We start from the raw sequence: 22,583 nt of genomic DNA, 5'->3' as shown, positions 1-22,583 counted from the left end.
CATCGGTGACGGACATGACGCTCCATGGGTAGCAAGGGCTTGCGCGAACTGAGCACTCCCGTGCGAGGATCGGCGCCTGCCTGACCGCGCGTGTGCCGGCCGGGCGGTGCCGCTTCCGTCGCACGGGAGGAAGCTTCCCCCTCTTGACCTGGTCAGCAGCCCTGTCTGATGCCGCGTTGCGCCTGCCGCGCACAGCGGCCGGACGGCGTGCCGTGCAACTGACCCTGCTGGTCGGCGGGTTGCTGGCGGTCGGACTGATCTGGGGCGAACGTGCGCACGCCGAGAGCGGCGTGGGGGCGGCACTGCCGGGAGGCCGGGCCGTGCAGGTCGACATTCGTGTTCACGGCCATGTGCCCCCACCGTTGCCGTCGGAGTCGGAGTCGCAACCGGGGCCACAGCCGTCGCAGCAGCCGCAGCTCCCCGGGTGGCTGCCGCACCTGGAACTCCGAACCCGCCAGCTCCCCGCCCTGGATCCTTCCGCCCCGCAGACGGACCCGACGACGGTGCAGACGGCGGACGCGGTGCCGACGGCGGACGCGGTGCCGACGGTGAACCCGATGACCCACGGCCATGAGCCACCCCCCACCACAGCAAGCTCGGTGGGCGCCGGCGACACCCCCGCGCACCACCTCAGACACACGGACCACCACCTCAGAGACCCGGACCACCGCACCAGCCACGCCACTCACACCAGCCACACGGGACGCCTCAGCCTCAGCAGCCACTTCAGCCACCCGCGCGACCACAGTCACCCCCGCCACCCCGACCCGCCCGCCCGCACCGCACCTGCCCCGGCCGAGCACCCGCCCGGCGGGCATCCCGACGGTGTGCTCGGCAACCGGGTCGTCGGGGACGGTGGCTCGTCGCGGCACGGTGACGCACACGCGGTCGCTATGAGCCTTCTGGCGCCGCTCAGGCTCGTGTCCGGTGTCGAGGCCCCTACGGACGTGGCCGGAGCCGGGGACGCCCACCGGGACATTTCGCTCTTCCCCGCTTAGCGCGGACCGGCCACGCCGAGGCTGAGCCGCCCGTGAGCCCGTCCACAGGGGGCGCAGCGTCGGTCCCTCGGCCGCCCCCGGGGTGCCACGGCACGCCCTCCCACCCCCTGCTTCACGAGGCGTCACGCCCGGACGGTCGAAAGCCGTCGGCGGTCCGCGGCCGAAACCTCGTGGGAGGGCCGGGGGTCCCCATAGGGGTGGGGACACCCGGCCCGCGCCCCCGGGGAGCCGGGGCCCTGAACAGGGCCTTCGTGCTCGTCCGGGGGTGTCCGGCGGGCCTCACCGGGCCAGCCCCAGCCCGGTGAGGCCCCTCACCACCTGTCACCCGCGCCTCACGTCCGGCACGCCGTGCCAGAGAGGACGGCATCATGTGACAGGTATCACCGCTCAGGTGTGACCCTCGATTTAGAGGCCTCCCGGAAGCAGCGATAACCTGCGAGACGGACATGCCGCGCGCTCGGACACCGTGTGCGCCTCCCTTGTGACAGACAGCGGACGTCACGTTGCCCTCGCGGCACGCCCACGCAGACAACGAACCGCGAGATCACTGATAGGGACGGAAGCGCGTGGACCTGTTCGAGTACCAGGCGAGGGACCTCTTCGCCAAGCACGATGTACCGGTGCTGGCCGGTGAAGTCATCGACACGCCTGAGGCGGCCCGCGCAGCCACCGAGCGCCTCGGTGGCAAGTCCGTCGTCAAGGCCCAGGTGAAGGTCGGCGGCCGTGGCAAGGCGGGCGGCGTGAAGCTCGCCGGCACCGCCGACGAGGCGGTCGAGCACGCGACCAACATCCTCGGCATGGACATCAAGGGCCACACGGTCCACAAGGTGATGATCGCCGAGACGGCCCCGGAGATCGTGGAGGAGTACTACGTCTCCTTCCTCCTGGACCGTGCCAACCGCACCTTCCTCTCCATCGCGTCCGTCGAGGGCGGCATGGAGATCGAGGAGGTGGCGGCCACCCGTCCGGAGGCCGTCGCCAAGACGCCGATCGACGCCAACGAGGGCGTGACCGAGGCCAAGGCCCGCGAGATCGTCGCGGCCGCCAAGTTCCCGGCCGAGGTCGCCGACAAGGTCGTGAACGTCCTGGTCAAGCTGTGGGACACCTTCATCAAGGAGGACGCCCTCCTGGTCGAGGTCAACCCGCTGGCGAAGGTCGCCTCCGGTGACGTCATCGCCCTGGACGGCAAGGTCTCCCTGGACGAGAACGCCGAGTTCCGTCAGCCGGAGCACGAGGCCCTCCAGGACAAGGAGGCGGCCAACCCGCTCGAGGCCGCCGCCAAGGAGAAGAACCTCAACTACGTCAAGCTCGACGGTGAGGTCGGCATCATCGGCAACGGCGCGGGTCTCGTCATGAGCACCCTGGACGTCGTCGCATACGCCGGTGAGGCGCACGGCGGCGTGAAGCCGGCCAACTTCCTCGACATCGGTGGCGGCGCCTCCGCCGCCGTCATGGCGAACGGCCTGGAGATCATCCTCGGCGACCCGGACGTCAAGTCCGTCTTCGTCAACGTCTTCGGTGGCATCACCGCCTGTGACGAGGTCGCCAACGGCATCGTCCAGGCGCTGCAGCTGCTCAAGGACAGGGGCGAGGAAGTCAACAAGCCGCTCGTCGTCCGTCTGGACGGCAACAACGCCGAGCTGGGTCGCAAGATCCTCTCCGACGCCAACCACCCGCTGGTCCAGCGCGTGGACACCATGGACGGCGCGGCCGACAAGGCCGCCGAGCTCGCGGCTGCGAAGTAAGGGACGAGGACACACAGCCATGGCTATCTTCCTCAACAAGGACAGCAAGGTCATCGTCCAGGGCATGACCGGTGCCACGGGCATGAAGCACACCAAGCTCATGCTGGCCGACGGCACGAACATCGTCGGTGGCGTGAACCCCCGCAAGGCGGGCACGTCGGTCGACATCGACGGCAACGACATCCCGGTCTTCGGCACGGTCGCCGAGGCGATCGAGAAGACGGGCGCGAACGTATCCGTCCTCTTCGTGCCGCCGGCCTTCGCCAAGGCCGCCGTCGTCGAGGCCATCGACGCCGAGATCCCGCTCGCGGTCGTCATCACCGAGGGCATCGCCGTCCACGACTCGGCCGCGTTCTACGCCTACGCCGTGTCCAAGGGCAACAAGACCCGGATCATCGGCCCGAACTGCCCCGGCCTCATCACCCCGGGCCAGTCCAACGCCGGCATCATCCCGGGCGACATCACCAAGCCGGGCCGCATCGGCCTGGTCTCGAAGTCGGGCACGCTGACGTACCAGATGATGTACGAGCTGCGTGACATCGGCTTCTCCTCCGCCGTCGGCATCGGTGGCGACCCGGTCATCGGCACCACGCACATCGACGCGCTCGCCGCGTTCGAGGCCGACCCCGACACCGACCTGATCGTCATGATCGGTGAGATCGGCGGCGACGCCGAGGAGCGGGCCGCGGCGTACATCAAGGAGAACGTGACGAAGCCGGTCGTCGGCTATGTCGCGGGCTTCACCGCGCCGGAGGGCAAGACCATGGGCCACGCCGGCGCCATCGTCTCCGGCTCCTCCGGCACGGCCGCCGCGAAGAAGGAGGCCCTCGAGGCCGCCGGAGTCAAGGTCGGCAAGACCCCGACCGAGACGGCCAAGCTGGCGCGCGCGATCCTCGCGGGCTGAACCAGCCGTCTCGCTGAATCAGCCGCAGGGCTGAACCAGCCGTCTCGCTGAATCAGCCGCAGGGCTGAACCAGCCGTAGCGCTGAATCAGCCGTGGGGCTGAGTCTCGGAGCTCATCGATGGGCCCGCCTCCATGAAACGGGGGCGGGCCCATCGTCGTTCGCCGGTTCCTTGTACCCAGGGGGCGGGGCATCGTCGTCTGGCGGTCCGGGCGGCCCCCGGGCTCACCCGCAGCCGGTCACCGCGCCTGCGGCAGCAGTCTGTCCGGTCCCCTCTGCTGCTCCTCGCGCAGCTTGACGCGCAGCTTCCGCTCCTTCTCCGACAGCGGTCCGGGCGCGACCGGCGGCGGTACGCCCTGCACCGTCTCTCCCGGCGGTACCGGTGGCTCGTAATGCGTGGGGGCCGTGCGGACGGTGAGGGCCGTCGTGCCGATCAGGGCCACCGTGAAGGCGATGGCGGCCCGGGTCCAGAAGCGGGCCCGGCGTTCCCCGCGCCGGCGCACGGCCGGCGGTTTGGCGGCCCGCAGTCGGCCGGTGGAGGCCAGTTCGACCAGCCGCCAGTGCAGCGTCTCCGGGTCCGCGAGCTCCGGCAGCCGCTCCGCCAGCGCCTCGCGCGCGTGCGCCAGCCGGTTCACGGCCGCGCGGGTGCTCGCCTCCGTCTCCGCCGCCGTCTCCGGCAGGCCGAGCCCGACGCCGTCGTAGAGCACGAGTGTGCGGCGGCAGGTCGGCGGGAGCTGCAGCAGGGCGTCCAGCAGCGCCCGGTCGAACGCGTCGGACGGCGGCGGCTCGGGATGCCGGTAGCGCGGTCGGAGCCGGTGCCAGGGGGAGAGCGCGCACTCGTACGCCATCGCGCGCACCCAGCCTGCCGGGTCGCGGTCGCGGGCCACCTCGGGCCAGCGTTGCCAGGCGTTCTGGAAGGCCCGCTCCACCGACTCCCGGGCCAGTTCGCGGCGGCCGGTCAGCAGATAGGTCTGCCGGACCAGCGCGGGGGCGCAGAAGGCGTAGAGCGCGTCGAAGGCCTGATCGGGGGTCAGCGCGGCGACGGCGTCGTCGGGCCGGAGCGGCGTCGTCGTGCGCGGGCGCTCGGTGAGGATGAGGCGGTGTCCGTGCGGGACGGGGGTGTGGCTCCGGGCGGGCACGGTGACGGGGCCCCGTCCCCGGTCCTTCGCGGCGGGCCGTTTCCGGTCGGTGGCCGCGGCGGCTTTGCGCCGAGCCCGGGCGGACCGAGGTGCGGACGCCGTCTCGGGTGCCGTCGGGGGTGGCGGCTCCGGGTCGTCGTCGGAGTCGGCGGCAGTCTCCTGAGGTGACGTCATCTCCGCCTCGTCGCCCAGCGAGTGAAGCAGTTTCACGTACTTCTCACCCTTGCGGCCGCGCGGCGTCGAACGGCCGGTCTCCCACCCGCGCACGGTCTCGCTGGTGACGCCCACTCGGGAGGCAAGCTGAGCCCGCGTCAGCGAGGCGGCCTCGCGCAGGCGTCGGCGTTCCTTGGGGGCGGGGAGCGGGCGGGCAGGGCTCTGCGTCACAGGGCACGCCTCCGTCCGAAAAAGTACATAAACATATTTTTAGCGACACAGCGAAAGTTCGCCTGTTACGCCGGTAAAGCGCGTGTCGTTGGGAGCATGGCCGTCGTGATCGAGATGACCGCTCGCCGACGTTCGCCGTCACCCCTGCTCACCCGGATGCGCGACCGTTCGCCCGGCCTGGCCGGTTGCTTCCTGGCGGGTGCGTTCGCGGCGGGCCTCGGACTCGCGTCGTTCGCCGTGCTCGTGACGCTGCTGTGGATCAGCTCGCCCTACCCGGACAGCGGGCCCGGCGGGGCCATGCATGTGGCGGCGGCGCTGTGGCTGCTGGCCCACGGTGCCGAGTTGGTCCGCACCGACACGCTCTCCGGCGTCCCTGCCCCCCTGGGTGTGCCGCCGCTGCTGCTGCTCGCGCTTCCGGTGTGGCTGCTGCACCGGGCGGCGCGGGACGCCACGGAGGGCGGCGGGGACCGGGACGACGACGGCGGCGAGGAGGACACCGGGACGGCCGCGAGCCCGTTCCTTGTCCCCGCCCGCACCGCGTGGACGGGACTCGTCGTCGGATACCTCGCCGTCGCCGCGCCCGCCGCCCTCTATGCCTCGGGCGGTGTGCTGCGGCCGTCGTGGGTGTGGACCGGGCTGTGCGTTCCCGTGATCGCGGTCGTGGCGGCGGGGGCGGGCGTGTGGTCGGCGTACGGCCGTCCGGGCCGGCCGCTACGGCGGCTGCTGGGCGTGCTGCCCAAGGGAGTACGCCCCTTGGTGCTCGGCCCGGACGGGCGCCCGGGCGTCGCCGCCCGGGCCGCGGCGGCGGGGACGACGGTGCTCCTCGGGGGCGGGGCGCTGCTGCTGGCGGTGTCGCTGGTGGGGCACGGTGGGACGGCCCGGGCGGCGTGGCTCGGGCTGACCGAGGGGTGGTCGGGGCGGTTCACCGTGCTGCTGCTGTGTGTGGCCCTGGTCCCGAACGCGGCGGTGTGGGGCGCCGCCTACGCCCTCGGACCGGGCTTCGCCCTCGGTGCGGGCCATGCGGTGAACCCGTTGTCCTCGGCGCCGGCCCCGTTGCTGCCGCCGTTCCCGCTGCTGGCGGCGGTGCCGGACGCGGGGCAGGGGACGCCGATGCACTGGGCGGCCGGGGTGGTGCCGTTGGCCGCCGGGGTGATGGTGGGCTGGACGGTGGTCAAGGGGGCGGCCTCCACGGAGCGCGGCGGGACGGGGCCGGGGGGCGGCGGGGCCGCGACCTGGCCGGCCGGCCGCACGGTCCGCGCCGCCGCCCTGGCGTCGCTCCTGTGCGCGGTCGTGTTCGCGGGGCTGGCCGCGCTGTCGGGCGGCCCGCTCGGCGCTGCCGTGCTGTCCCGCTTCGGCCCGGTGTGGTGGCAGGTCGGCGCCGCGACGCTGGCCTGGGCAGGCCTGCCGGCGATCCTGACGGCGCTGGCAGTGCGCGCCTGGCGGCGGCGGACGCCCCGGGCGGAGGAGCCGAGGATCGGCGAACAGCGGAAGGAAGACGCCCCGGGCCCTCGAGGACAGGGCTGGATCGGGCGGACCGGCCGCGGTTGGTTCACGCGCACCGGGGTCGCCGGGATCGCGGGGGTGGCCGGGGGGAGCGGAGGGGCCGGCGACCCCGGCGGCGCGGACTCCGAAGGCCTCCGGGACCGCACGGATTCCGGAGCTCCCCGAGAGGTCGAGGTCGAGGACGACGGAGCCGCGTGGAGCACCGACCGGAACCAGGAGCGGGACCCGTTCCGGGACGGAAGCCCGAGGCAGGACCAGGAGTGGGACTCGGACCGGGACGGGAGGCGAAACCGGAAGTGGGGCCCGGGCAGGAGCCGGAGGCGAGACCAGGAGTGGGCCCCGGACCGGGACCGCGGCCCAGGCGGGCAGTGGGATCCGGAGTCGGACTTCGGCCTCTACGACTTCCTGCCCTTCGACCCGAACCCGCACCCGAACCCGGACGCGGACCCGAACCCGAACCCGGCCGACCGGCCACCGCGCCGGAAAGCCCCTGAAGCGCCAGAGAGCCCCTGAAACGCGAGAGAGCCCCTGACCCCTGAAGCGCGCGAGCCCGCCCCGAAGCCTCAGCCCCCGCGCAACAGCCCCCGAAGCCTCAGCCCCCGCGCCACAGCCCCCTAAGCCCCAACGCTCCGCGCCACAGCCCCCTAAGCCCCAACGCTCCGCGCCCAACAGCCCCCTGAGCTCCAGCGCTCCGCGCCCAACAGCCCCCTGAGCTCCAGCGCTCCGCGCCCAACAGCCCCCGAAGCCTCAGCCCTCCGTGCCCAGCAGCCCTCGCAGTTCCTCCGGCAGCAGCTTGGAGCAGGACTGCTTCGCCTCGTTGGTGAGGGCGTCGTTGGTGCACGTGTAGTAGTCGCGGTAGACCAGCTGCGCCGTGAAGGTCGCCGCGACCAGGGCGATCGCCAGGGACGCCGTGACCAGGCCGGTCACCGCCGCCGTCGTCTGGGGGCGGCCGCCGCCCTGCTGCTGCTCGGGGGCGGGGGAGTCCGGGTCCGTCCTGCGGGGCCCTGCGCGCAGGGAGCTGATGGCCCAGTAGAGGGCCAGCGCGCCGAGCAGCAGCGCCACGTACGGCCAGCTGAAGAGGGAGAAGAAGAAGGCCCACATGCCCGACAGCAGGGCATAGCGCGCCCGGCGCTGCGCGGGATCCGTGGGGTCCCAGCGCATCGCGGGGCCGCCACCCCCCTGGGGGCCGCCGCCCTGGCCCTCGGGCCCGCTGCGGGGACGCTCACCGAAACCGCCGGAGGAACGGCCGGGCTGCTGGTCGCTCCACTGGCTGCCCCAGGGCGAGCGGTCACGCCCGCCGCCGTCCTGGGAGTCACGCGGACCCTGGGAGTCCTCACCCGACGGGCGCCGCGGCTGCCAGGGCCGGTCCGGCGTGCCCTCGGGCGGCGGGGCGAAAGGGTTGTCCTCCTGGGAGCCGCGGCCCTTGCGGTCCTCGCCGTCGCTGCTCGAGGGCGCGTCGGGCGGAGAGCCGGGGCGCTCCCGCAGCAGCACGGCGCCGCGCTCCCCTCCCTGCATCGACAGCTGGGGGAACGTGAGGAGTCGCAGGCTGCGGTCCGGCATCAAGTGAGCGTCTTCCCGTTGGTGAGGAGGAATGGGTGGACGGAACGGAACGGCGTCGGACCCGGGTCCGTCACCTCCTGAACGCACCACGTCCGGACGTCGTTCCCGAACCGGCTCCGCCCAGACGCTACCTTCCGGCCCTGCCCCCGTCCCGTGGGGGCCGTCCGGTGTGCCGGTATCGTTGCTGACGGTCGGCCGGTTCGTAGGCTTCCCCGTATCCGGGGACGCAAAGCATTCGTATGAACGCACAAGACGTCGGGTGCCGGCCACCCTGGACAGACGCTCCCCCGAGAAAGGCCCCCACCGTGGCCGCCAAGCCCGTGGCCCCGCGCGCCAAGCGCCTCGTCGTGCTGGTCTCCGGATCCGGCACCAACCTGCAGGCGCTGCTCGACGGGATCGCCGCCGTCGGTGCGCAGGAGTACGGGGCCGAGGTCGTGGCCGTCGGCGCGGACCGCGAGGGCATCGAGGGGCTGGCGCGGGCCGAGCGCGCGGGGCTGCCGACCTTCGTGTGCAAGGTCAAGGACCACGGCAGCCGCGAGGAGTGGGACGCCGCCCTCGCCGAGGCCGTCGCCGCGCACGAGCCGGACCTCGTCGTCTCCGCCGGGTTCATGAAGATCGTCGGCAAGGAGTTCCTCGCGCGGTTCGGCGGGCGGTTCGTCAACACGCACCCCGCGCTCCTGCCCAGTTTCCCGGGAGCCCACGGTGTGCGGGACGCGCTCGCGTACGGCGCCAAGGTCACCGGCTGCACCGTCCACTTCGTCGACGACGGGGTCGACACCGGGCCGATCATCGCGCAGGGCGTGGTGGAGATCCGGGACGAGGACGACGAAGGCGCTCTGCACGAGCGCATCAAGGAAGTCGAGCGAAGGCTGCTCGTCGAGGTCGTGGGGCGCCTCGCCCGCAACGGCTATCGCATTGAGGGACGAAAGGTAGTTATCCAGTGACCGCCGAGAGCAACAAGCGGCCCCTTCGCCGGGCGCTCGTCAGCGTCTACGACAAGACCGGACTCGAGGACCTCGCCCGCGGGCTCCACAAGGCCGGGGTCGAGCTCGTCTCCACGGGCTCCACCGCTGCGAAGATCGCCGCTGCCGGCGTCCCCGTCACCAAGGTCGAGGAGCTCACCGGCTTCCCCGAGTGCCTGGACGGCCGTGTGAAGACGCTGCACCCGCGCGTGCACGCCGGCATCCTCGCCGACCTGCGCCTGGACAGCCACCGCGAGCAGCTGGCAGAGCTGGGCGTCGCGCCGTTCGACCTGGTCGTCGTCAACCTCTACCCGTTCCGCGAGACCGTCGCCTCCGGCGCCTCTCCCGACGAGTGCGTCGAGCAGATCGACATCGGCGGCCCCTCGATGGTCCGCGCCGCCGCCAAGAACCACCCCTCGGTCGCGGTCGTCACCAGCCCGGCCCGCTACGCCGACGTGCTCGAGGCCGTCCGGAGCGGCGGCTTCGACCTCGCCACCCGCAAGCGGCTCGCCGCCGAGGCCTTCCAGCACACGGCCGCCTACGACGTCGCCGTCGCCTCCTGGTTCGCCTCCTCCTACGCGCCGGTCGACGAGTCGCAGTTCCCCGACTTCCTCGGCGCCACCTGGGAGCGCGAGCACACCCTGCGCTACGGCGAGAACCCGCACCAGCCGGCCGCGCTCTACGTCTCCGGCACCGGAGGCCTCGCCCAGGCCGAGCAGCTGCACGGCAAGGAGATGTCGTACAACAACTACACGGACACGGACGCCGCCCGCCGTGCCGCGTACGACCACACCGAGCCCTGCGTCGCGATCATCAAGCACGCCAATCCCTGCGGTATCGCGATCGGCGCGGACGTCGCCGAGGCGCACCGCAAGGCGCACGCCTGCGACCCGCTGTCGGCGTTCGGCGGCGTGATCGCCGTCAACCGACCGGTCAGCAAGGAGATGGCGGAGCAGGTCGCGGAGATCTTCACCGAGGTCATCGTCGCGCCCGGCTACGAGGACGGCGCCCTGGAGGCCCTCACCAAGAAGAAGAACATCCGCGTACTGCGCTGCGCGGACGGGCCCACCGCCCCCGTCGAGGTCAAGCCGATCGACGGCGGCGCGCTGCTCCAGGTCACCGACCGCCTCCAGGCCGACGGCGACGACCCGGCCCACTGGACGCTGGCGACCGGTGAGGCGCTGAGCGAGGCCGAGCTGGCCGAGCTGGCGTTCGCCTGGAAGGCCTGCCGCGCGGTGAAGTCCAACGCGATCCTGCTCGCCAAGGACGGTGCCTCGGTGGGTGTCGGCATGGGCCAGGTCAACCGCGTCGACTCCGCGAAGCTGGCCGTCGAGCGGGCCGGGGCCGAGCGTGCCGCGGGCGCGTACGCCGCGTCGGACGCGTTCTTCCCCTTCCCGGACGGCCTTGAGATCCTCACCGCCGCCGGAGTGAAGGCCGTGGTGCAGCCCGGTGGTTCGGTCCGCGACGAGCTGGTCGTCGAGGCCGCGCAGAAGGCCGGCGTGACGATGTACTTCACCGGCACGCGGCACTTCTTCCACTGACGGTGCCGGGGCGGGCCGGCGACGAACCGGCCCGCCCCGCACGACTCAGCGGTCGCCCTCCCGGAGGCCCTCCACCGGCGTGCCGACGACACGTCAGCCACCCCCGTGCGCTCACTTCCGGCTCTCGGGCGTGTACCGCTCCAGGAAGTGCGCGATGCGGTCGGCGTAGGCGTGCACGTCCGGCGGGACGCCACCCGTCGCGTTCACCGTCCGGTACGACGTGCGGTACGCGGCGGCGATCAGGACGCGCCGGTCGCCCGGCAGGTCCTCATGCAGACGCGGGGCGATCCAGCACAGGTAGCGGCCCATCGCCGGGATGGACTCGGCGGGCGGGAAGGGCGGCTCGGGGACCGTCTCGCCGGGCGTGCCGTCCTCGTTCATCCACCAGCGCAGGACGCGCGGGGTCCAGCGGGCGATGCCGTACTCGTTGTTGTCGGGGTCCGAGAGGTCCGGGTCGAAGTCGCTCTCCACTTTCAGCATGGCGGCGATCAGGACCGGGCTGACCTCTTCCTGGTCGCAGTCGTGCGCCGTCTCCACGATCAGCAGCCGGTAGGCGGGCGGAACACCCCGGTCGGTGCGCAGTTCCGAGGCGCCGTACGCGGCCGCCGAGACGTTCGCGGTCGTGCCCGAGCCGCTGCCGCTGCCGCCGCCCCCGGCACCGGGCCAGACACCGGTTCCGTACGCGAGGGCGGTCACGGCCGCGACCGCCCCGGCCAGGACGGCCGCGACGGACCAGCGGCGCAGGCGGCGGCCGGGGCGCGGGCGGGGCAGGCGGAAGGTGTGCCCGCCCGGGCCCGCAGCGCAGGTCACACGGCGCAGCAGTGCTGCGCCGCCGATGCGCTGCTGATGCGTCCGGGTCAGGCAGGCGCGCACGATCTCCCGCCAGCCGTCGGGCAGTTCCGGCGACAGCCGCAGCTCGTCGGCGCCGCGGGCGTACGCCGCCGCCGCGTCCCGGCGGGCGGCCGGGGTGGCGCCGGGCAGTGGGAAGGCGCCGGTGAGCACGAGGTGGGCGAGGACCCCGAAGGCCCAGACGTCGGCGGAGGGGCGGATACGGTGGCCGCGCTCGCCGATCTCGGTCCACAGGAGTTCCGGCGGGGTGTAGTCGGGCGTGGAGAAGGCCGGGGTGTAGGCGTGCGTGCCCTCCAGTTCGGCGGCCATGTTGAAGTCGGCGAGGCGGACCGAACCGTCCGCCATCAGCAGCACGTTGGCCGGCTTCAGGTCGCCGTGCACCCAGCCGGCGCCGTGCAGCTGGGCGAGGCCCTCGGCGATCTGCCGGAGCAGCTCGGGTCCGGCGGCCGGCCGGGGCGAGGCGGCGAGCAGGGCCGACAGGGAGCCCTCGGCCCGCTCCAGGACGAGGACGGTGGCGCCGTCCAGATCCGGACGGCCCGGGTCGTCGACCGTCAGCGTCTGGTACATCCGCACCAGCCGCGGATGCCTCAGCCGCCGGTACAGCTCGACCTCCCGCTCGATCAGTTCGCGCAGGTGGGTCAGCCGGCGGGGCGTGGCCGTGCCGGTCGGCAGGAACTTCAGCGCGGCCGTGGGCGGCAGTCCGGTGCCGTCGCCGACGCGCCGGGCCGCGTACACGCTGCCGAAGGCGCCCGTCGCGATGGGCTCGCGCACCTCCCAGACGCCGACCCGGTAGCCCTTGGGCACGGGGACGGCGTACGCCTCGGTCACCGGGCCGGCCCGGCCGGGTCGGGGCGGCCGGGGACGCGCGGGGCGCGGCCGGTGGCGACGGCCGGGAGCCGGTCGTCGGCCCCGTGTGTCTCCCCGGTCGCCGGGCGGGAGTGGCCTGGCCACAGGCCGTCGGCGCGGTGCGCGGGCCCGCCGTGGGCGAGACGTTCACCGGGCGTGAGGTGGAGGGGGGTGGGGTTTCGCTCGTCCTCCGTGGTCGGCGGAGGTGCGACGACGATGCTGTACAAGGTGCTCTCCCCGTGCCTGAACAGCTACCACCGTCAGACTAGGGCGACGCACCAGGGCCGTGCCCCCCTCGTACGGGTGAGACACGGCCCTTGGACGTGAATGGCGTGAACCGGTCCTGCCGACCGGGTCCGTTCAGTAGCGGGGGCGGTTGAACCAGGCCTTGCCGGCCGCGTTGCCGACGAACACCGCGACCAGGACGGCCAGGATGGTGTGCACCAGACCGACGATGACGAACGGGTAGATGCCGAGGACCGCCGTGATGATGGCGAAGACCAGGATGGTGACCCGGGCGCCGTTGCCGCCGTTCTTGAACTTCGTCGCCAGGACGGCCGCGAACACCAGCCAGGCCAGGCCGAACACCACGTAGCCCCAGATCAGGCCGGTCGAGTCGCCGACGAGGTCCTGGAAGGCGGTGTTGTCCTTGAGGGACTCGTCGTCCTTCGCGGCGTTCAGGGCCGCGGCGCCGAAGGCGAAGAGGGCCACACCGATGACCTGCAGACCGACGATGACCCACAGCATCACGCGGGCCGCGCTCACCGAGCCGGGCATCGTGGTCGGCGCGGCGGGGCCGCCGTAGGGGGAGACCGGAGGGGCCTGCGGGTAGCCGTAACCGGGAGCCTGCCCCTGGTCCTGCGGGTAACCGTAGCCCGGCTGCTGCGGCTGCCCCTGGGGAGCGCCGTAGGGGTTGTTCGGGTCGCCGTAGCTCATGGGGGCTTTCCTCCGTTGGTCCTTGTGCGGGGACGACGCGTGACATCCGCACGGAGGAAAACCTTCAGTATTGCGACCGTCCCCCCGTTGAGCTGCCCGCGGCACTTGTCATGTCATCGTTCTGCGCCACTGACCGGCTTGTCCAGCCGCATTCCCGATGTGTTGTGCAAGTGCAACATCGCCGATCATGGTCGGATACGGGGCGGGGGAGCCCCCGGTGCCCGGATTGCGGGCGGATTGGAACCGCGGCGGGGTCATCCGCGAGGATGGGGTCATGACCGCCCAGATTCTCGATGGCAAGGCCACCGCAGCCGCGATCAAGTCCGATCTGACCGCCCGCGTGGCGGCGCTGAAGGAGAAGGGCGTCACGCCCGGCCTCGGCACGATCCTGGTCGGGGACGACCCCGGCAGCCAGAAGTACGTCGCCGGCAAGCACCGCGACTGCGCGCAGGTGGGCATCGCCTCCATCCAGCGCGAACTGCCCGCCACGGCGACCCAGGAGGAGATCGAGGCGTCCGTCCGCGAGCTGAACGAGGACCCCGCCTGCACCGGCTACATCGTGCAACTGCCGCTCCCCAAGGGCATCGACGAGAACCGCATCCTCGAACTGATGGACCCGGACAAGGACGCGGACGGTCTGCACCCGATGAACCTCGGGCGTCTCGTCCTCAACGAGCCCGCCCCGCTGCCCTGCACCCCGAACGGCGTGCTCACGCTGCTCCGCCGCTTCGGCGTGGAGATCAAGGGCGCCGAGGTCGTGGTCGTCGGACGCGGTGTGACCATCGGCCGGCCGATGCCGCTGCTGCTCACCCGCCGCAGCGAGAACGCGACCGTGACGCAGTGCCACACCGGCACCCGTGACCTGTCGGCGCACCTGAAGCGCGCGGACATCATCGTGGCCGCCGCCGGCTCCGCCCATCTGATCCGTGCCGAGGACGTGAAGCCCGGCGCGGCCGTCCTCGACGTCGGTGTCTCGCGCAGCGCCGAGGGCAAGATCGTGGGCGACGTCCACCCCGACGTCGCCGAGGTCGCCGGCTGGATCTCCCCGAACCCCGGCGGAGTCGGCCCGATGACCCGTGCCCAGCTGCTCGTCAACGTGGTCGAGGCGGCGGAGCGCAGTGCCGGCTGAGCACCAGGCCCCCAGCGGGCGGCAGGCCGACGGCGGACACGAGGACCCCACCGGGCCCGAGCCCCTCGACGGGCACGGGTCCCTCGACGGGCCCGAGTCGCCGGAGGACATCACCGTCCGGGACCCCGTCAGCGCCCCCGACGCCGAGGGGCGGCCGCGGCGGGTCACCCGGCGCTTCCCGCTGTTCACCAAGGACACCGCGCGGCCCGAGGGCGGTGGCCGGGCCGCACCCGGGGACGCCCCCGCGCCGGCCCGGCAGTGGCCGGTGCTCGCCGTGCTGGGACTGACCGGACTGGGACTGCTGGTGACCGCCTTCGGTCAGTTCCGGCTGGGGACGCTGCTGATCGGCGTCGCCCTGCTGGGCGGCGGGGCGATGCGCTGGCTGCTGCCGGACGTCGGCATGCTCGCCGTCCGCTCCCGGTTCACGGACATCGTCACCTGCGGCCTGCTGGGCACCGTGATCGTTCTGCTGGCGCTGATGGCCCAGCCGAATCCGTGGCTGCAGATCCCGTTCCTGAAGGACACCCTGCATTTCACGGTCACCAACGAATGACGGGACGGCGGCCCGTCCTCTCCCCCGAGGAAGGACGGACCGCCGTCACACACCACCCTCCTGCACGGCGAACTGCCTGTTCAACGGCTGTCAGTGCGCTGTGGCACGGAGGTGACGGTTCCGGTACGTCTGGCTTCCGTTACCACACAACGTGGTGCGACGGCGGGGTTGGCATGGACAATCGGGACGGTCCAGGGTGTATCGCGCGCGGTCATCATGCTTCTGTGCGCCCCTCGTCAGGGAACTGAGATCCTGACTGGGCGCATCCCTGTGGGTATCCAGAACGGGGACTCGGCCAAGGCCACCACGCGCGGGGCGAACAGCGCGAGAAATATCAGCACGTTTCGGGGGGAAGAGGGGGAGCAATGCCTCGTTGGAAGGCCTTGCCGGATGAGCTCGATCCGCAGATCAGGGAGTTCACCAGCCAGCTGCGCAGGCTCGTGGACCGCGGTGGTCTGAGCATCGCGTCGGTCGCGGACCGCACGGGCTACAGCAAGACGTCGTGGGAGCGTTATCTGAACGGCCGGCTGCTCGCCCCCAAGGGCGCGATCGTGGCCCTGGCCGAAGTCACCGGCACCAACCCGGTGCACCTGACCACGATGTGGGAGCTCGCCGAGCGTGCCTGGAGCCGCTCGGAGATGCGTCACGACATGACGATGGAGGCCATCCGGATATCCCAGGCGCGCGCGGCGCTCGGGGAGTTCGGCGGTCAGGACTTCAGCGACCCCGCGGCGGGTGGCAAGGCGGCCACGGGGAGCGAGGGCAGAACCGCCTCCGCGGGCAGCGCCAAGCCCGCCCGCCGGAGCGGCGGCACCACGGTCACGCCGGGCATCGCGGGACCGGCCGGTGTGGCGCCGACCGTGCCGCCCCAGCCGACGGCCCCCGAGGTCCAGGACTCCACCGGCTCCGGACTGCGGGAGGAGAGCGGCCGGGCCGCCGAGCCCGAGGTCAACTCGTGGGGCCTGGCGGGTTACCAGGGCCCGTCGCCGTCGGGCGGGCGCTCCGCCGGCGCGGGTGCGGGCAGGGGGGCCCGGCCCGGCTCGGCTTCCGGGACCTCCGCGGGATCGCCCGGCCCCGGCCGGAGCGGCGGTGCCGGAGCGGGCTCGTACGGCGAACCGCAGGACGCCGTCCCGTCCCGGGCCGGAGGGGCCGGTGGCGCCGCCGGGTCCGGTGGTCCCGGGAGGAACCGCCGGGGGGCCTCCGCCTCCGCCGCCGCGGGCAAGAAGCGGACCATGACGTTCCTCGCGGGGGTCGTGGGTGTGCTCGTGGTGATCGCCGGTGCCTTCTACCTCATGGGCGGCGGTGGCGACGACGAGGCCAAGGGCGGCAACGCGTCGCCCAAGCCGACCGTCAGCAGCGACCCGAAGCTGCCGCCCGGCGTGAAGTGCAGCGGTGACAGCTGCACCGGCAAGGACGCGGAGGCCATGGGGTGCAGCGGTGACCTGGTGACCACCGCGCAGACGGCGACCGTCGGCACGGCCACGGTCGAGGTCCGCTACAGCGAGACCTGCAAGGCGGCGTGGGGGCGCATCACCCAGGCGGCCCAGGGCGACGAGGTGCAGATCAGCTCGGGCAAGGCGAAGCAGACCGGCAGCATCACCGAGGCCGGGGACGCCATCGCCTACACCCCGATGGTGGCCGTGAAGAGCGCCGGGGACGCCAAGGCCTGCGCCACGCTGACGGCCGGCCAGAAGGGGTGCACCGACTGACGACGCACTGACCGTGCGGCCCGGCCCGCCCCGGGACCGGGCCGGCCGGGAAGATCCGTGCGACCGTGCGGTCCGCCTGTGCCCGGCGGGGAGGGCCCGTGCGGCCTTGCGGTCCGCCTGTGCCCGGCGGGGGGAGAACTCGTGTGGCCTTGTGGTCCGCCCGCGCCCGGCGGGAAAACCTGTGCGGCCGTGCGGTCCGCCTGTGCCCGGCGGGAAAACCCCTGCGGCCCAGCGGTCCGCCCGTGGCCGGCCGGGAAGATCCGTGTGGCCTCGCGGTCCGGCCGGATTCGGCCGGAAATTTCGGAGGGGAGGAATGCCCGTCGGAATCGTGGGCAGGCGAACGGTACCCCCACGGGAGTCCGGCACGGTCGGTATCCCCCAGGCGGCCGCCTTCGTCCTCCTCTCCCGGACGGGCGGCCGCCTCTCGCGTGGGGCACGTACGCGTGTGCGGGCTGACGGGGTTGTGGGCCGGGCCACACCGACCCGGACGTACGGGATCCCGGATGCGCGATAGCCTGACCGCTGGTCGGATCTCTTGACGCCAAGAGATCGATCAAACGTCCGGGGCAGGGACCCCGCCCCACCGCCAGCTGTCATACGGAGAACGCCATGACCCGCACTCCCGTGAACGTCACCGTCACCGGCGCGGCCGGCCAGATCGGTTACGCCCTGCTCTTCCGCATCGCCTCCGGTCAGCTGCTCGGCGCGGACGTGCCGGTGAAGCTGCGCCTCCTGGAGATCACGCCGGCGCTGAAGGCGGCCGAGGGCACGGCCATGGAGCTGGACGACTGCGCGTTCCCGCTCCTCCAGGGCATCGACATCACCGACGACCCGAACGTCGCCTTCGACGGCGCCAACGTCGGCCTGCTCGTCGGCGCCCGCCCCCGCACCAAGGGCATGGAGCGCGGTGACCTGCTGGAGGCCAACGGCGGCATCTTCAAGCCGCAGGGCAAGGCCATCAACGACCACGCCGCGGACGACATCAAGGTGCTGGTCGTCGGCAACCCGGCCAACACCAACGCCCTCATCGCCCAGGCCGCCGCGCCGGACGTACCGGCCGAGCGGTTCACCGCGATGACCCGCCTCGACCACAACCGCGCGCTGACGCAGCTCGCGAAGAAGACGGGTTCGACGGTCGCCGACATCAAGCGCCTGACGATCTGGGGCAACCACTCCGCCACCCAGTACCCCGACATCTTCCACGCCACGGTCGCCGGCAAGAACGCCGCCGAGGTCGTCAACGACGAGAAGTGGCTGGCCGAGGACTTCATCCCGACCGTCGCCAAGCGCGGCGCCGCCATCATCGAGGCCCGTGGCGCCTCGTCGGCCGCCTCCGCCGCGAACGCCGCCATCGACCACGTCTACAGCTGGGTCAACGGCACCGCCGAGGGCGACTGGGTCTCGATGGGCATCCCGTCCGACGGTTCGTACGGCGTGCCGGAGGGCCTCATCTCCTCCTTCCCCGTCACCACCAAGGACGGTCAGTACGAGATCGTCCAGGGCCTGGAGATCAACGAGTTCTCCCGCGCCCGCATCGACGCCTCCGTCAAGGAGCTCGAGGAGGAGCGCGAGGCGGTCCGCGGTCTCGGCCTCATCTGACGCCACGGCCCAGAGCCTTCTCTGCGCGTTCGTTCGCAGGCCCCGTACCGGTCGCTTCCGGTGCGGGGCCTGCGGGCTTCGCGGGGTCGGAGCCCTCGCCGGCCCCGCCGTGTCCCACCGTCACCGCCACCGTGGCCGCCAGGACCAGCAGGCCCACCACGCGCAGCGACGGTGCCATGCCGCTGTGCAGATCGCCGTGGGAGGCCAGGACCGTGCCGGTGACGGCGACGCCGAGGGCCGCACCGGTCTCCCGGGCGGAGGTGCCGAGGCCCGAGCCGAGGCCCGCCTGGTGGGGCGGCAGGGACGTGACCACTCCCAGGGTCAGCGCCGGCATGCACAGCCCGGTGCCGGCCGAGATGACCAGCAGCCAGCAGGCGTAGAGCGGGTAGGGCGTTCCCGCTCCGGCCGTGGAGACGCCCAGCAGGCCGGTGCCGATGAGGGCGAGGCCGCCGCCGATGACGGGGCGGGGGTGGGCAGACCAGCGGGCCGCCAGCCTGGGCACCAGGGCCATGCCGACGATGAGCGGCACGATCGCGACGCCGGTGCGGGCGGGGCCGTAGCCCTTGACGCCTTGCAGGTACTGCGAGTTGACGTAGAAGAGGGAGAACAGGCCGAAGAAGCCGGTCGCCATGCCGAGGGTCGTCGCGCGCAGACGGGGCGAGGTGAAGGCGCGCGGGTCGAACAGCGGGGCCCGCGAACGCAGGGACACGAGCGTGAACAGGGCGACGAGCAGGGCGCCCGCCGCGAACGCGAGCGGGATCCGGGGCGAGGTCCAGCCGTACGCCGGACCCTCGATGATGCCGAAGAGGACGGCGACCAGTCCGCCGGTGAGGAGCAGTGTCCCGGCCGGGGCCAGGTTGCTGTGCGGGGAGCGGTCCGTGCGCGGGGTGGTGACGGCGACCGCGACGACGAGCAGCGCGGCCAGCGGCACGATGGCCGCGAACAGGACCCGCCAGGACGCGTACTGGCCGGCGAGGCCGCCGCCCAGGTTCCCGGCCAGCCCGCCCAGGCCGAGCGCCAGGGTCCAGGAGGCCATGGCACGGGCGCGTCCTTCCGGCCCGGCGAGGTGCACCAGGATCGACATCGTCGCAGGCGTGATCAGCGCGGCCCCGGCCCCGCAGACGCCGCGCCCGGCGATCAGCAGTGCGGGGTCCCGGGCGAGGGCGCTGAGGGCGGCCCCGGCCGCGAACAGCGTGAGCCCGGCGAGCAGGGCGCCCTTGCGGCCGTACCGGTCGCCGAGGGCTCCGGCCGGGATGAGGAGTCCCGCGAAGACGATGACGTAGGCGTCGACCGTCCAGAGGATCTCGCCGGTAGAGGGGTGCAGGGACGAGGCGCTCAGCTGCGGGATGAGCAGGTTGACGGCCGCGACCATGCTCTGTGCGACCAGGGCGCAGGCGCACAGGGCGAGCAGGGTCGGCCGTTTCAGGGCGTGCGAGGGCAAGGCTCCTCCCGGGAGCTCGGTGGGTGGGGATCGCACTTCCGACCGTAGGCTCGGGAGATACCTGTACTCCAGTGCAACCTTTGCAAGGGGTCGATGCGTGTGACGCAATCCAACGGTCTGGATCTGAATCTGCTGGTCGCGCTGGACGTGCTGCTGGAGGAGCAGAGCGTCGGCGGGGCGGCGCGGCGGCTTCATCTGTCCGAACCGGCGATGAGCCGCACCCTGGGCCGAATCCGCAAGGCGCTCGGGGATCCGGTGCTGGTGCGGGCCGGGCGGCGGATGGTGCCGACCCCGCGGGCGCTCGCCGTGCGGGCCGAGGTGAGTGCCGTGGTCGAGCGGGCCCGGGCCCTCTTCGCGCCTCCCGCCGACACCGACCTGCGCACGGTGACCCGGACGTTCACGGTGCTGTGCCACGACGCCGTGGCCGCCGCCTGTGGTTCCGACCTGTTCGCGCGGGCCGCCCGTGACGCACCCGGCATCCGGTTGCGCTTCCTCGCCGAGAGCCATGTGGACGCGCCGTTGCTGCGGGAGGGCACCGCCGATCTGGAGGTCGGCGTGATCGACACGGTGGCGCCCGAGGTGCGCGTGGAACCGCTGTACGAGGACCGGATGATGGGTGTCGTACGGGACGGACATCCGCTGCTGGAGGGTGAGGTGACGCCCGAGCGGTTCGCCGGTGAGGTCGATCACCTCGTCGTCTCCCGGCGGGGCAGGCTGCGCGGTCCGGTGGACGAGGCCCTCGCCGGACTCGGTCTGACCCGGCGGGTGGGGGGCTCGGTGGGAACCTTCCCCGCCTCCCTCTTCGTCGTGCGTGCCACCGACCTGACGGGGCTGATCAGTTACTGGAGCGTCCCCATGGCGCGGGCCCTCGGCGTGGCCACCTTCGAGGTGCCGCTGCCGCTCCCGCCGCTCCAGGTCGGTCTCGCCTGGCACCCGCGTCACGACGTCGATCCCGCGCACGCCTGGCTGCGGGCCGCGGTGCGGGAGACCCTCGTCGGCCGGTCGCGCGCGGAGTGAACCGCCGGGTCGGCCGGCCGTGCCGTGACTGTCAGGTCACGCTCCGGAGGCCGGGCTGTCCGGTCGTGCTCGCGCCATGTGAATGTTGAGTAATTTGCCCTTGTTTGTCCGCATTTTCAGTGACGCAGCGCACTTTCAGCCACGGGTGCGCATGCAATTGCGGGAGTCGGGCAGGCGAACTCGGTCTCTTAGTGACACGACTGTGACACAGGGGCGCTGATCAGGAACGGAAGGCGAAGAGCGATCATGGCGGAAAGTACCGAACTTCAGGCGCGTCAAACCATCCATGCGGGAGGAGAATGGCGGGCGGCCACCTCCGGGGGCACCCGCGAGATCCTCGACCCCGCGGACGGGCTGCCCTTCGCCGTCGTCGCGGAAGGCGACGAGAAGGACACCGATCTGGCGATCGCCGCGGCCCGGCGCGCCTTCGACGAAGGCCCGTGGCCGCACACCCCCGTCCCCGAGCGGGCCGCGCTGCTGCGCCGGGTCGCCGATCTCCTGGTCCGGGACCGTGAGGAGCTCGGCCGGCTGGAGGCCCAGGACGCGGGCAAGACCGTCGAGGAGGGCCGCGTCGACATCGACTGTGTCGCCGACGCCTTCCGCTACTTCGCCGACCTGGTCGCCGGTGAGGCCCCCGGCCGGGTCGTGGACGCCGGTGCGGCCGACATCCACAGCGTCGTCGTGCACGAGCCCATCGGCGTCTGCGCGATGATCACGCCCTGGAACTACCCGCTGCTGCAGGCCAGCTGGAAGATCGCCCCCGCCCTCGCCGCCGGCAACACCTTCGTCATCAAGCCGAGCGAGATCACCCCGATGACGACGATCGCGCTCATCGACCTGCTCGTCGAGGCCGGACTGCCCGAGGGTGTCGCCAACATCGTCACCGGCCCGGGGCATTCGGTCGGCGCGCGCCTGTCCGAGCACCCCGACGTCGACCTGGTCTCCTTCACCGGCGGCCTGGTCAGCGGCACCAAGGTCGCTCAGGCCGCCGCCCCGACCGTCAAGAAGGTCGCCCTCGAACTCGGCGGCAAGAACCCCAACGTCGTCTTCGCCGACGCCTGCGCCACCGAGGAGGGCTTCGACACCGCCGTCGACCAGGCCCTCAACGCCGCCTTCATCCACAGCGGCCAGGTCTGCTCGGCCGGTGCCCGCCTCATCATCGAGGAGTCCGTCCGGGACCGCTTCGTCACCGAACTCGCCCGCCGCGCCGAGAAGATCCGTCTCGGCCGCGGCACCGAGGACGGCGTCGAGTGCGGCCCGCTCGTCTCCGAGCAGCAGCGCGCCAAGGTCGAGATGTACGTCGAGTCCGCCCTCAAGGAGGGCGCGGTGCTGCGCTCCGGCGGCAAGCGCCCCGAGCCGTCCCCGCAGCGCCCCGAGAACGGTTACTTCTACGAGCCCACCGTCCTCGATCACTGCCACCGCGAGATGCGCGTCGTGCGGGAGGAGGTCTTCGGGCCGGTCCTCACCGTCGAGACCTTCCGCACCGAGGACGAGGCCGTCGCCCTCGCCAACGACACCGAGTACGGACTGGCGGGCGGCGTCTGGACCGCCGACCCGGGCCGCGCCCGGCGTGTCGCCGGCCGGCTGCGCCACGGCACCATCTGGATCAACGACTTCCACCCCTACCTGCCGCAGGCGGAGTGGGGCGGCTTCGGCAAGAGCGGAGTGGGCCGGGAACTCGGCCCGGCCGGACTCGCCGAGTACCGAGAGACCAAGCACGTCTACCAGAACCTCGCTCCGAAGCCGGTGCGCTGGTTCGCGGGCTGATTC

The 22,583-nt window shown here is 72.6% G+C and carries 18 protein-coding genes; 12 read left to right on the top strand and 6 right to left on the bottom strand.

Going from position 1 to position 22,583, the window contains the following annotated elements; genetic code table 11:
- Positions 1–143 precede the first annotated feature (143 nt).
- The 3 genes from ACFZDI_RS04300 to sucD all read left to right on the top strand — a co-directional run bounded on the left by ACFZDI_RS04300 (position 144) and on the right by sucD (position 3,647).
- Positions 144–998 carry a hypothetical protein gene (locus ACFZDI_RS04300; protein WP_391247630.1) on the top strand — a complete coding sequence of 285 codons (855 nt, stop codon included), beginning with the start codon at positions 144–146 and terminating at the stop codon, positions 996–998.
- A gap of 566 nt (positions 999–1,564) precedes the next feature.
- Positions 1,565–2,743 carry an ADP-forming succinate--CoA ligase subunit beta gene (sucC, locus tag ACFZDI_RS04295; RefSeq protein WP_391247628.1) on the top strand — a complete coding sequence of 393 codons (1,179 nt, stop codon included), beginning with the start codon at positions 1,565–1,567 and terminating at the stop codon, positions 2,741–2,743.
- A 19-nt stretch (positions 2,744–2,762) separates the two neighbouring features.
- A complete protein-coding gene (gene sucD / locus ACFZDI_RS04290) occupies positions 2,763–3,647 on the top strand; it encodes a succinate--CoA ligase subunit alpha (RefSeq protein ID WP_234848742.1) in 885 nt (294 codons plus the stop codon).
- A gap of 237 nt (positions 3,648–3,884) precedes the next feature.
- On the opposite strand, the gene ACFZDI_RS04285 is transcribed toward sucD, so the two are convergent.
- Entirely contained in the window at positions 3,885–5,168 is a 1,284-nt protein-coding gene (locus ACFZDI_RS04285) for a sigma factor-like helix-turn-helix DNA-binding protein (protein WP_391247626.1), read from the bottom strand.
- Positions 5,169–5,264: 96 nt separating this feature from the next.
- Here ACFZDI_RS04285 and ACFZDI_RS04280 point away from each other — a divergent pair, with 96 nt between their 5' ends.
- Positions 5,265–7,184, top strand: a complete 1,920-nt coding sequence (locus ACFZDI_RS04280; RefSeq protein ID WP_391247624.1) for a DUF6350 family protein — start codon at positions 5,265–5,267, stop codon at positions 7,182–7,184.
- Between the two features lie 234 nt (positions 7,185–7,418).
- On the opposite strand, the gene ACFZDI_RS04275 is transcribed toward ACFZDI_RS04280, so the two are convergent.
- Complete coding sequence (locus tag ACFZDI_RS04275; RefSeq protein WP_391247622.1) at positions 7,419–8,231, bottom strand: hypothetical protein; 813 nt, start codon at positions 8,229–8,231, stop codon at positions 7,419–7,421.
- A gap of 305 nt (positions 8,232–8,536) precedes the next feature.
- On the opposite strand from ACFZDI_RS04275, the gene purN reads away from it, so the two are divergent.
- Both purN and purH read left to right on the top strand, forming a co-directional pair.
- On the top strand, positions 8,537–9,175 hold the full coding sequence (purN, locus tag ACFZDI_RS04270) for a phosphoribosylglycinamide formyltransferase (protein ID WP_234850222.1): 639 nt from the start codon (positions 8,537–8,539) through the stop codon (positions 9,173–9,175).
- Positions 9,172–10,734: a bifunctional phosphoribosylaminoimidazolecarboxamide formyltransferase/IMP cyclohydrolase gene (gene purH / locus ACFZDI_RS04265; RefSeq protein ID WP_391247620.1), complete on the top strand. Its 1,563-nt coding sequence runs from the start codon at positions 9,172–9,174 to the stop codon at positions 10,732–10,734. Before purN ends, purH begins: the two co-directional genes overlap by 4 nt.
- Positions 10,735–10,845: 111 nt before the next feature.
- Here purH and ACFZDI_RS04260 read toward each other — a convergent pair whose 3' ends face one another.
- The 3 genes from ACFZDI_RS04260 to ACFZDI_RS04250 form a co-directional block, all read right to left on the bottom strand.
- On the bottom strand, positions 10,846–12,411 hold the full coding sequence (locus ACFZDI_RS04260; RefSeq protein ID WP_391247618.1) for a protein kinase: 1,566 nt from the start codon (positions 12,409–12,411) through the stop codon (positions 10,846–10,848).
- Positions 12,408–12,656, bottom strand: coding sequence for a hypothetical protein (locus ACFZDI_RS04255; RefSeq protein ID WP_391247616.1), 249 nt, complete (start codon positions 12,654–12,656; stop codon positions 12,408–12,410). Before ACFZDI_RS04255 ends, ACFZDI_RS04260 begins: the two co-directional genes overlap by 4 nt.
- Before the next feature lie 133 nt (positions 12,657–12,789).
- Positions 12,790–13,365 (bottom strand): hypothetical protein, encoded by a 576-nt coding sequence (locus tag ACFZDI_RS04250; protein ID WP_234850226.1) that lies wholly within the window; start codon positions 13,363–13,365, stop codon positions 12,790–12,792.
- A gap of 274 nt (positions 13,366–13,639) precedes the next feature.
- Here ACFZDI_RS04250 and ACFZDI_RS04245 point away from each other — a divergent pair, with 274 nt between their 5' ends.
- The 4 genes from ACFZDI_RS04245 to ACFZDI_RS04230 all read left to right on the top strand — a co-directional run bounded on the left by ACFZDI_RS04245 (position 13,640) and on the right by ACFZDI_RS04230 (position 18,355).
- A complete protein-coding gene (locus ACFZDI_RS04245; protein WP_391247614.1) occupies positions 13,640–14,494 on the top strand; it encodes a bifunctional methylenetetrahydrofolate dehydrogenase/methenyltetrahydrofolate cyclohydrolase in 855 nt (284 codons plus the stop codon).
- Positions 14,495–14,603: 109 nt separating this feature from the next.
- The gene (locus ACFZDI_RS04240; protein WP_391248036.1) at positions 14,604–15,047 is read left to right on the top strand and encodes a DUF3017 domain-containing protein; all 444 of its coding nucleotides are present in this window, start codon (positions 14,604–14,606) and stop codon (positions 15,045–15,047) included.
- Positions 15,048–15,412: 365 nt separating this feature from the next.
- Positions 15,413–16,756: a DUF2690 domain-containing protein gene (locus tag ACFZDI_RS04235; RefSeq protein ID WP_391247613.1), complete on the top strand. Its 1,344-nt coding sequence runs from the start codon at positions 15,413–15,415 to the stop codon at positions 16,754–16,756.
- A 609-nt stretch (positions 16,757–17,365) separates the two neighbouring features.
- Positions 17,366–18,355 (top strand): malate dehydrogenase, encoded by a 990-nt coding sequence (locus ACFZDI_RS04230; RefSeq protein WP_234850229.1) that lies wholly within the window; start codon positions 17,366–17,368, stop codon positions 18,353–18,355.
- Here the strand turns inward: ACFZDI_RS04230 and ACFZDI_RS04225 are convergent.
- Positions 18,348–19,796, bottom strand: a complete 1,449-nt coding sequence (locus ACFZDI_RS04225) for an MFS transporter (RefSeq protein ID WP_391247610.1) — start codon at positions 19,794–19,796, stop codon at positions 18,348–18,350. The genes ACFZDI_RS04230 and ACFZDI_RS04225 overlap by 8 nt on opposite strands.
- Positions 19,797–19,889: 93 nt before the next feature.
- On the opposite strand from ACFZDI_RS04225, the gene ACFZDI_RS04220 reads away from it, so the two are divergent.
- Positions 19,890–20,813: a LysR substrate-binding domain-containing protein gene (locus ACFZDI_RS04220; protein WP_391247608.1), complete on the top strand. Its 924-nt coding sequence runs from the start codon at positions 19,890–19,892 to the stop codon at positions 20,811–20,813.
- Positions 20,814–21,059: 246 nt separating this feature from the next.
- Positions 21,060–22,580 (top strand): aldehyde dehydrogenase family protein, encoded by a 1,521-nt coding sequence (locus ACFZDI_RS04215; RefSeq protein ID WP_391247606.1) that lies wholly within the window; start codon positions 21,060–21,062, stop codon positions 22,578–22,580.
- Positions 22,581–22,583 lie beyond the last annotated feature (3 nt).

The organism is Streptomyces sp. NPDC007907, assembly GCF_042959365.1.
Taxonomy (GTDB): domain Bacteria; phylum Actinomycetota; class Actinomycetes; order Streptomycetales; family Streptomycetaceae; genus Streptomyces; species Streptomyces indiaensis.
This window is presented reverse-complemented; position numbering and strand designations above follow the sequence as displayed.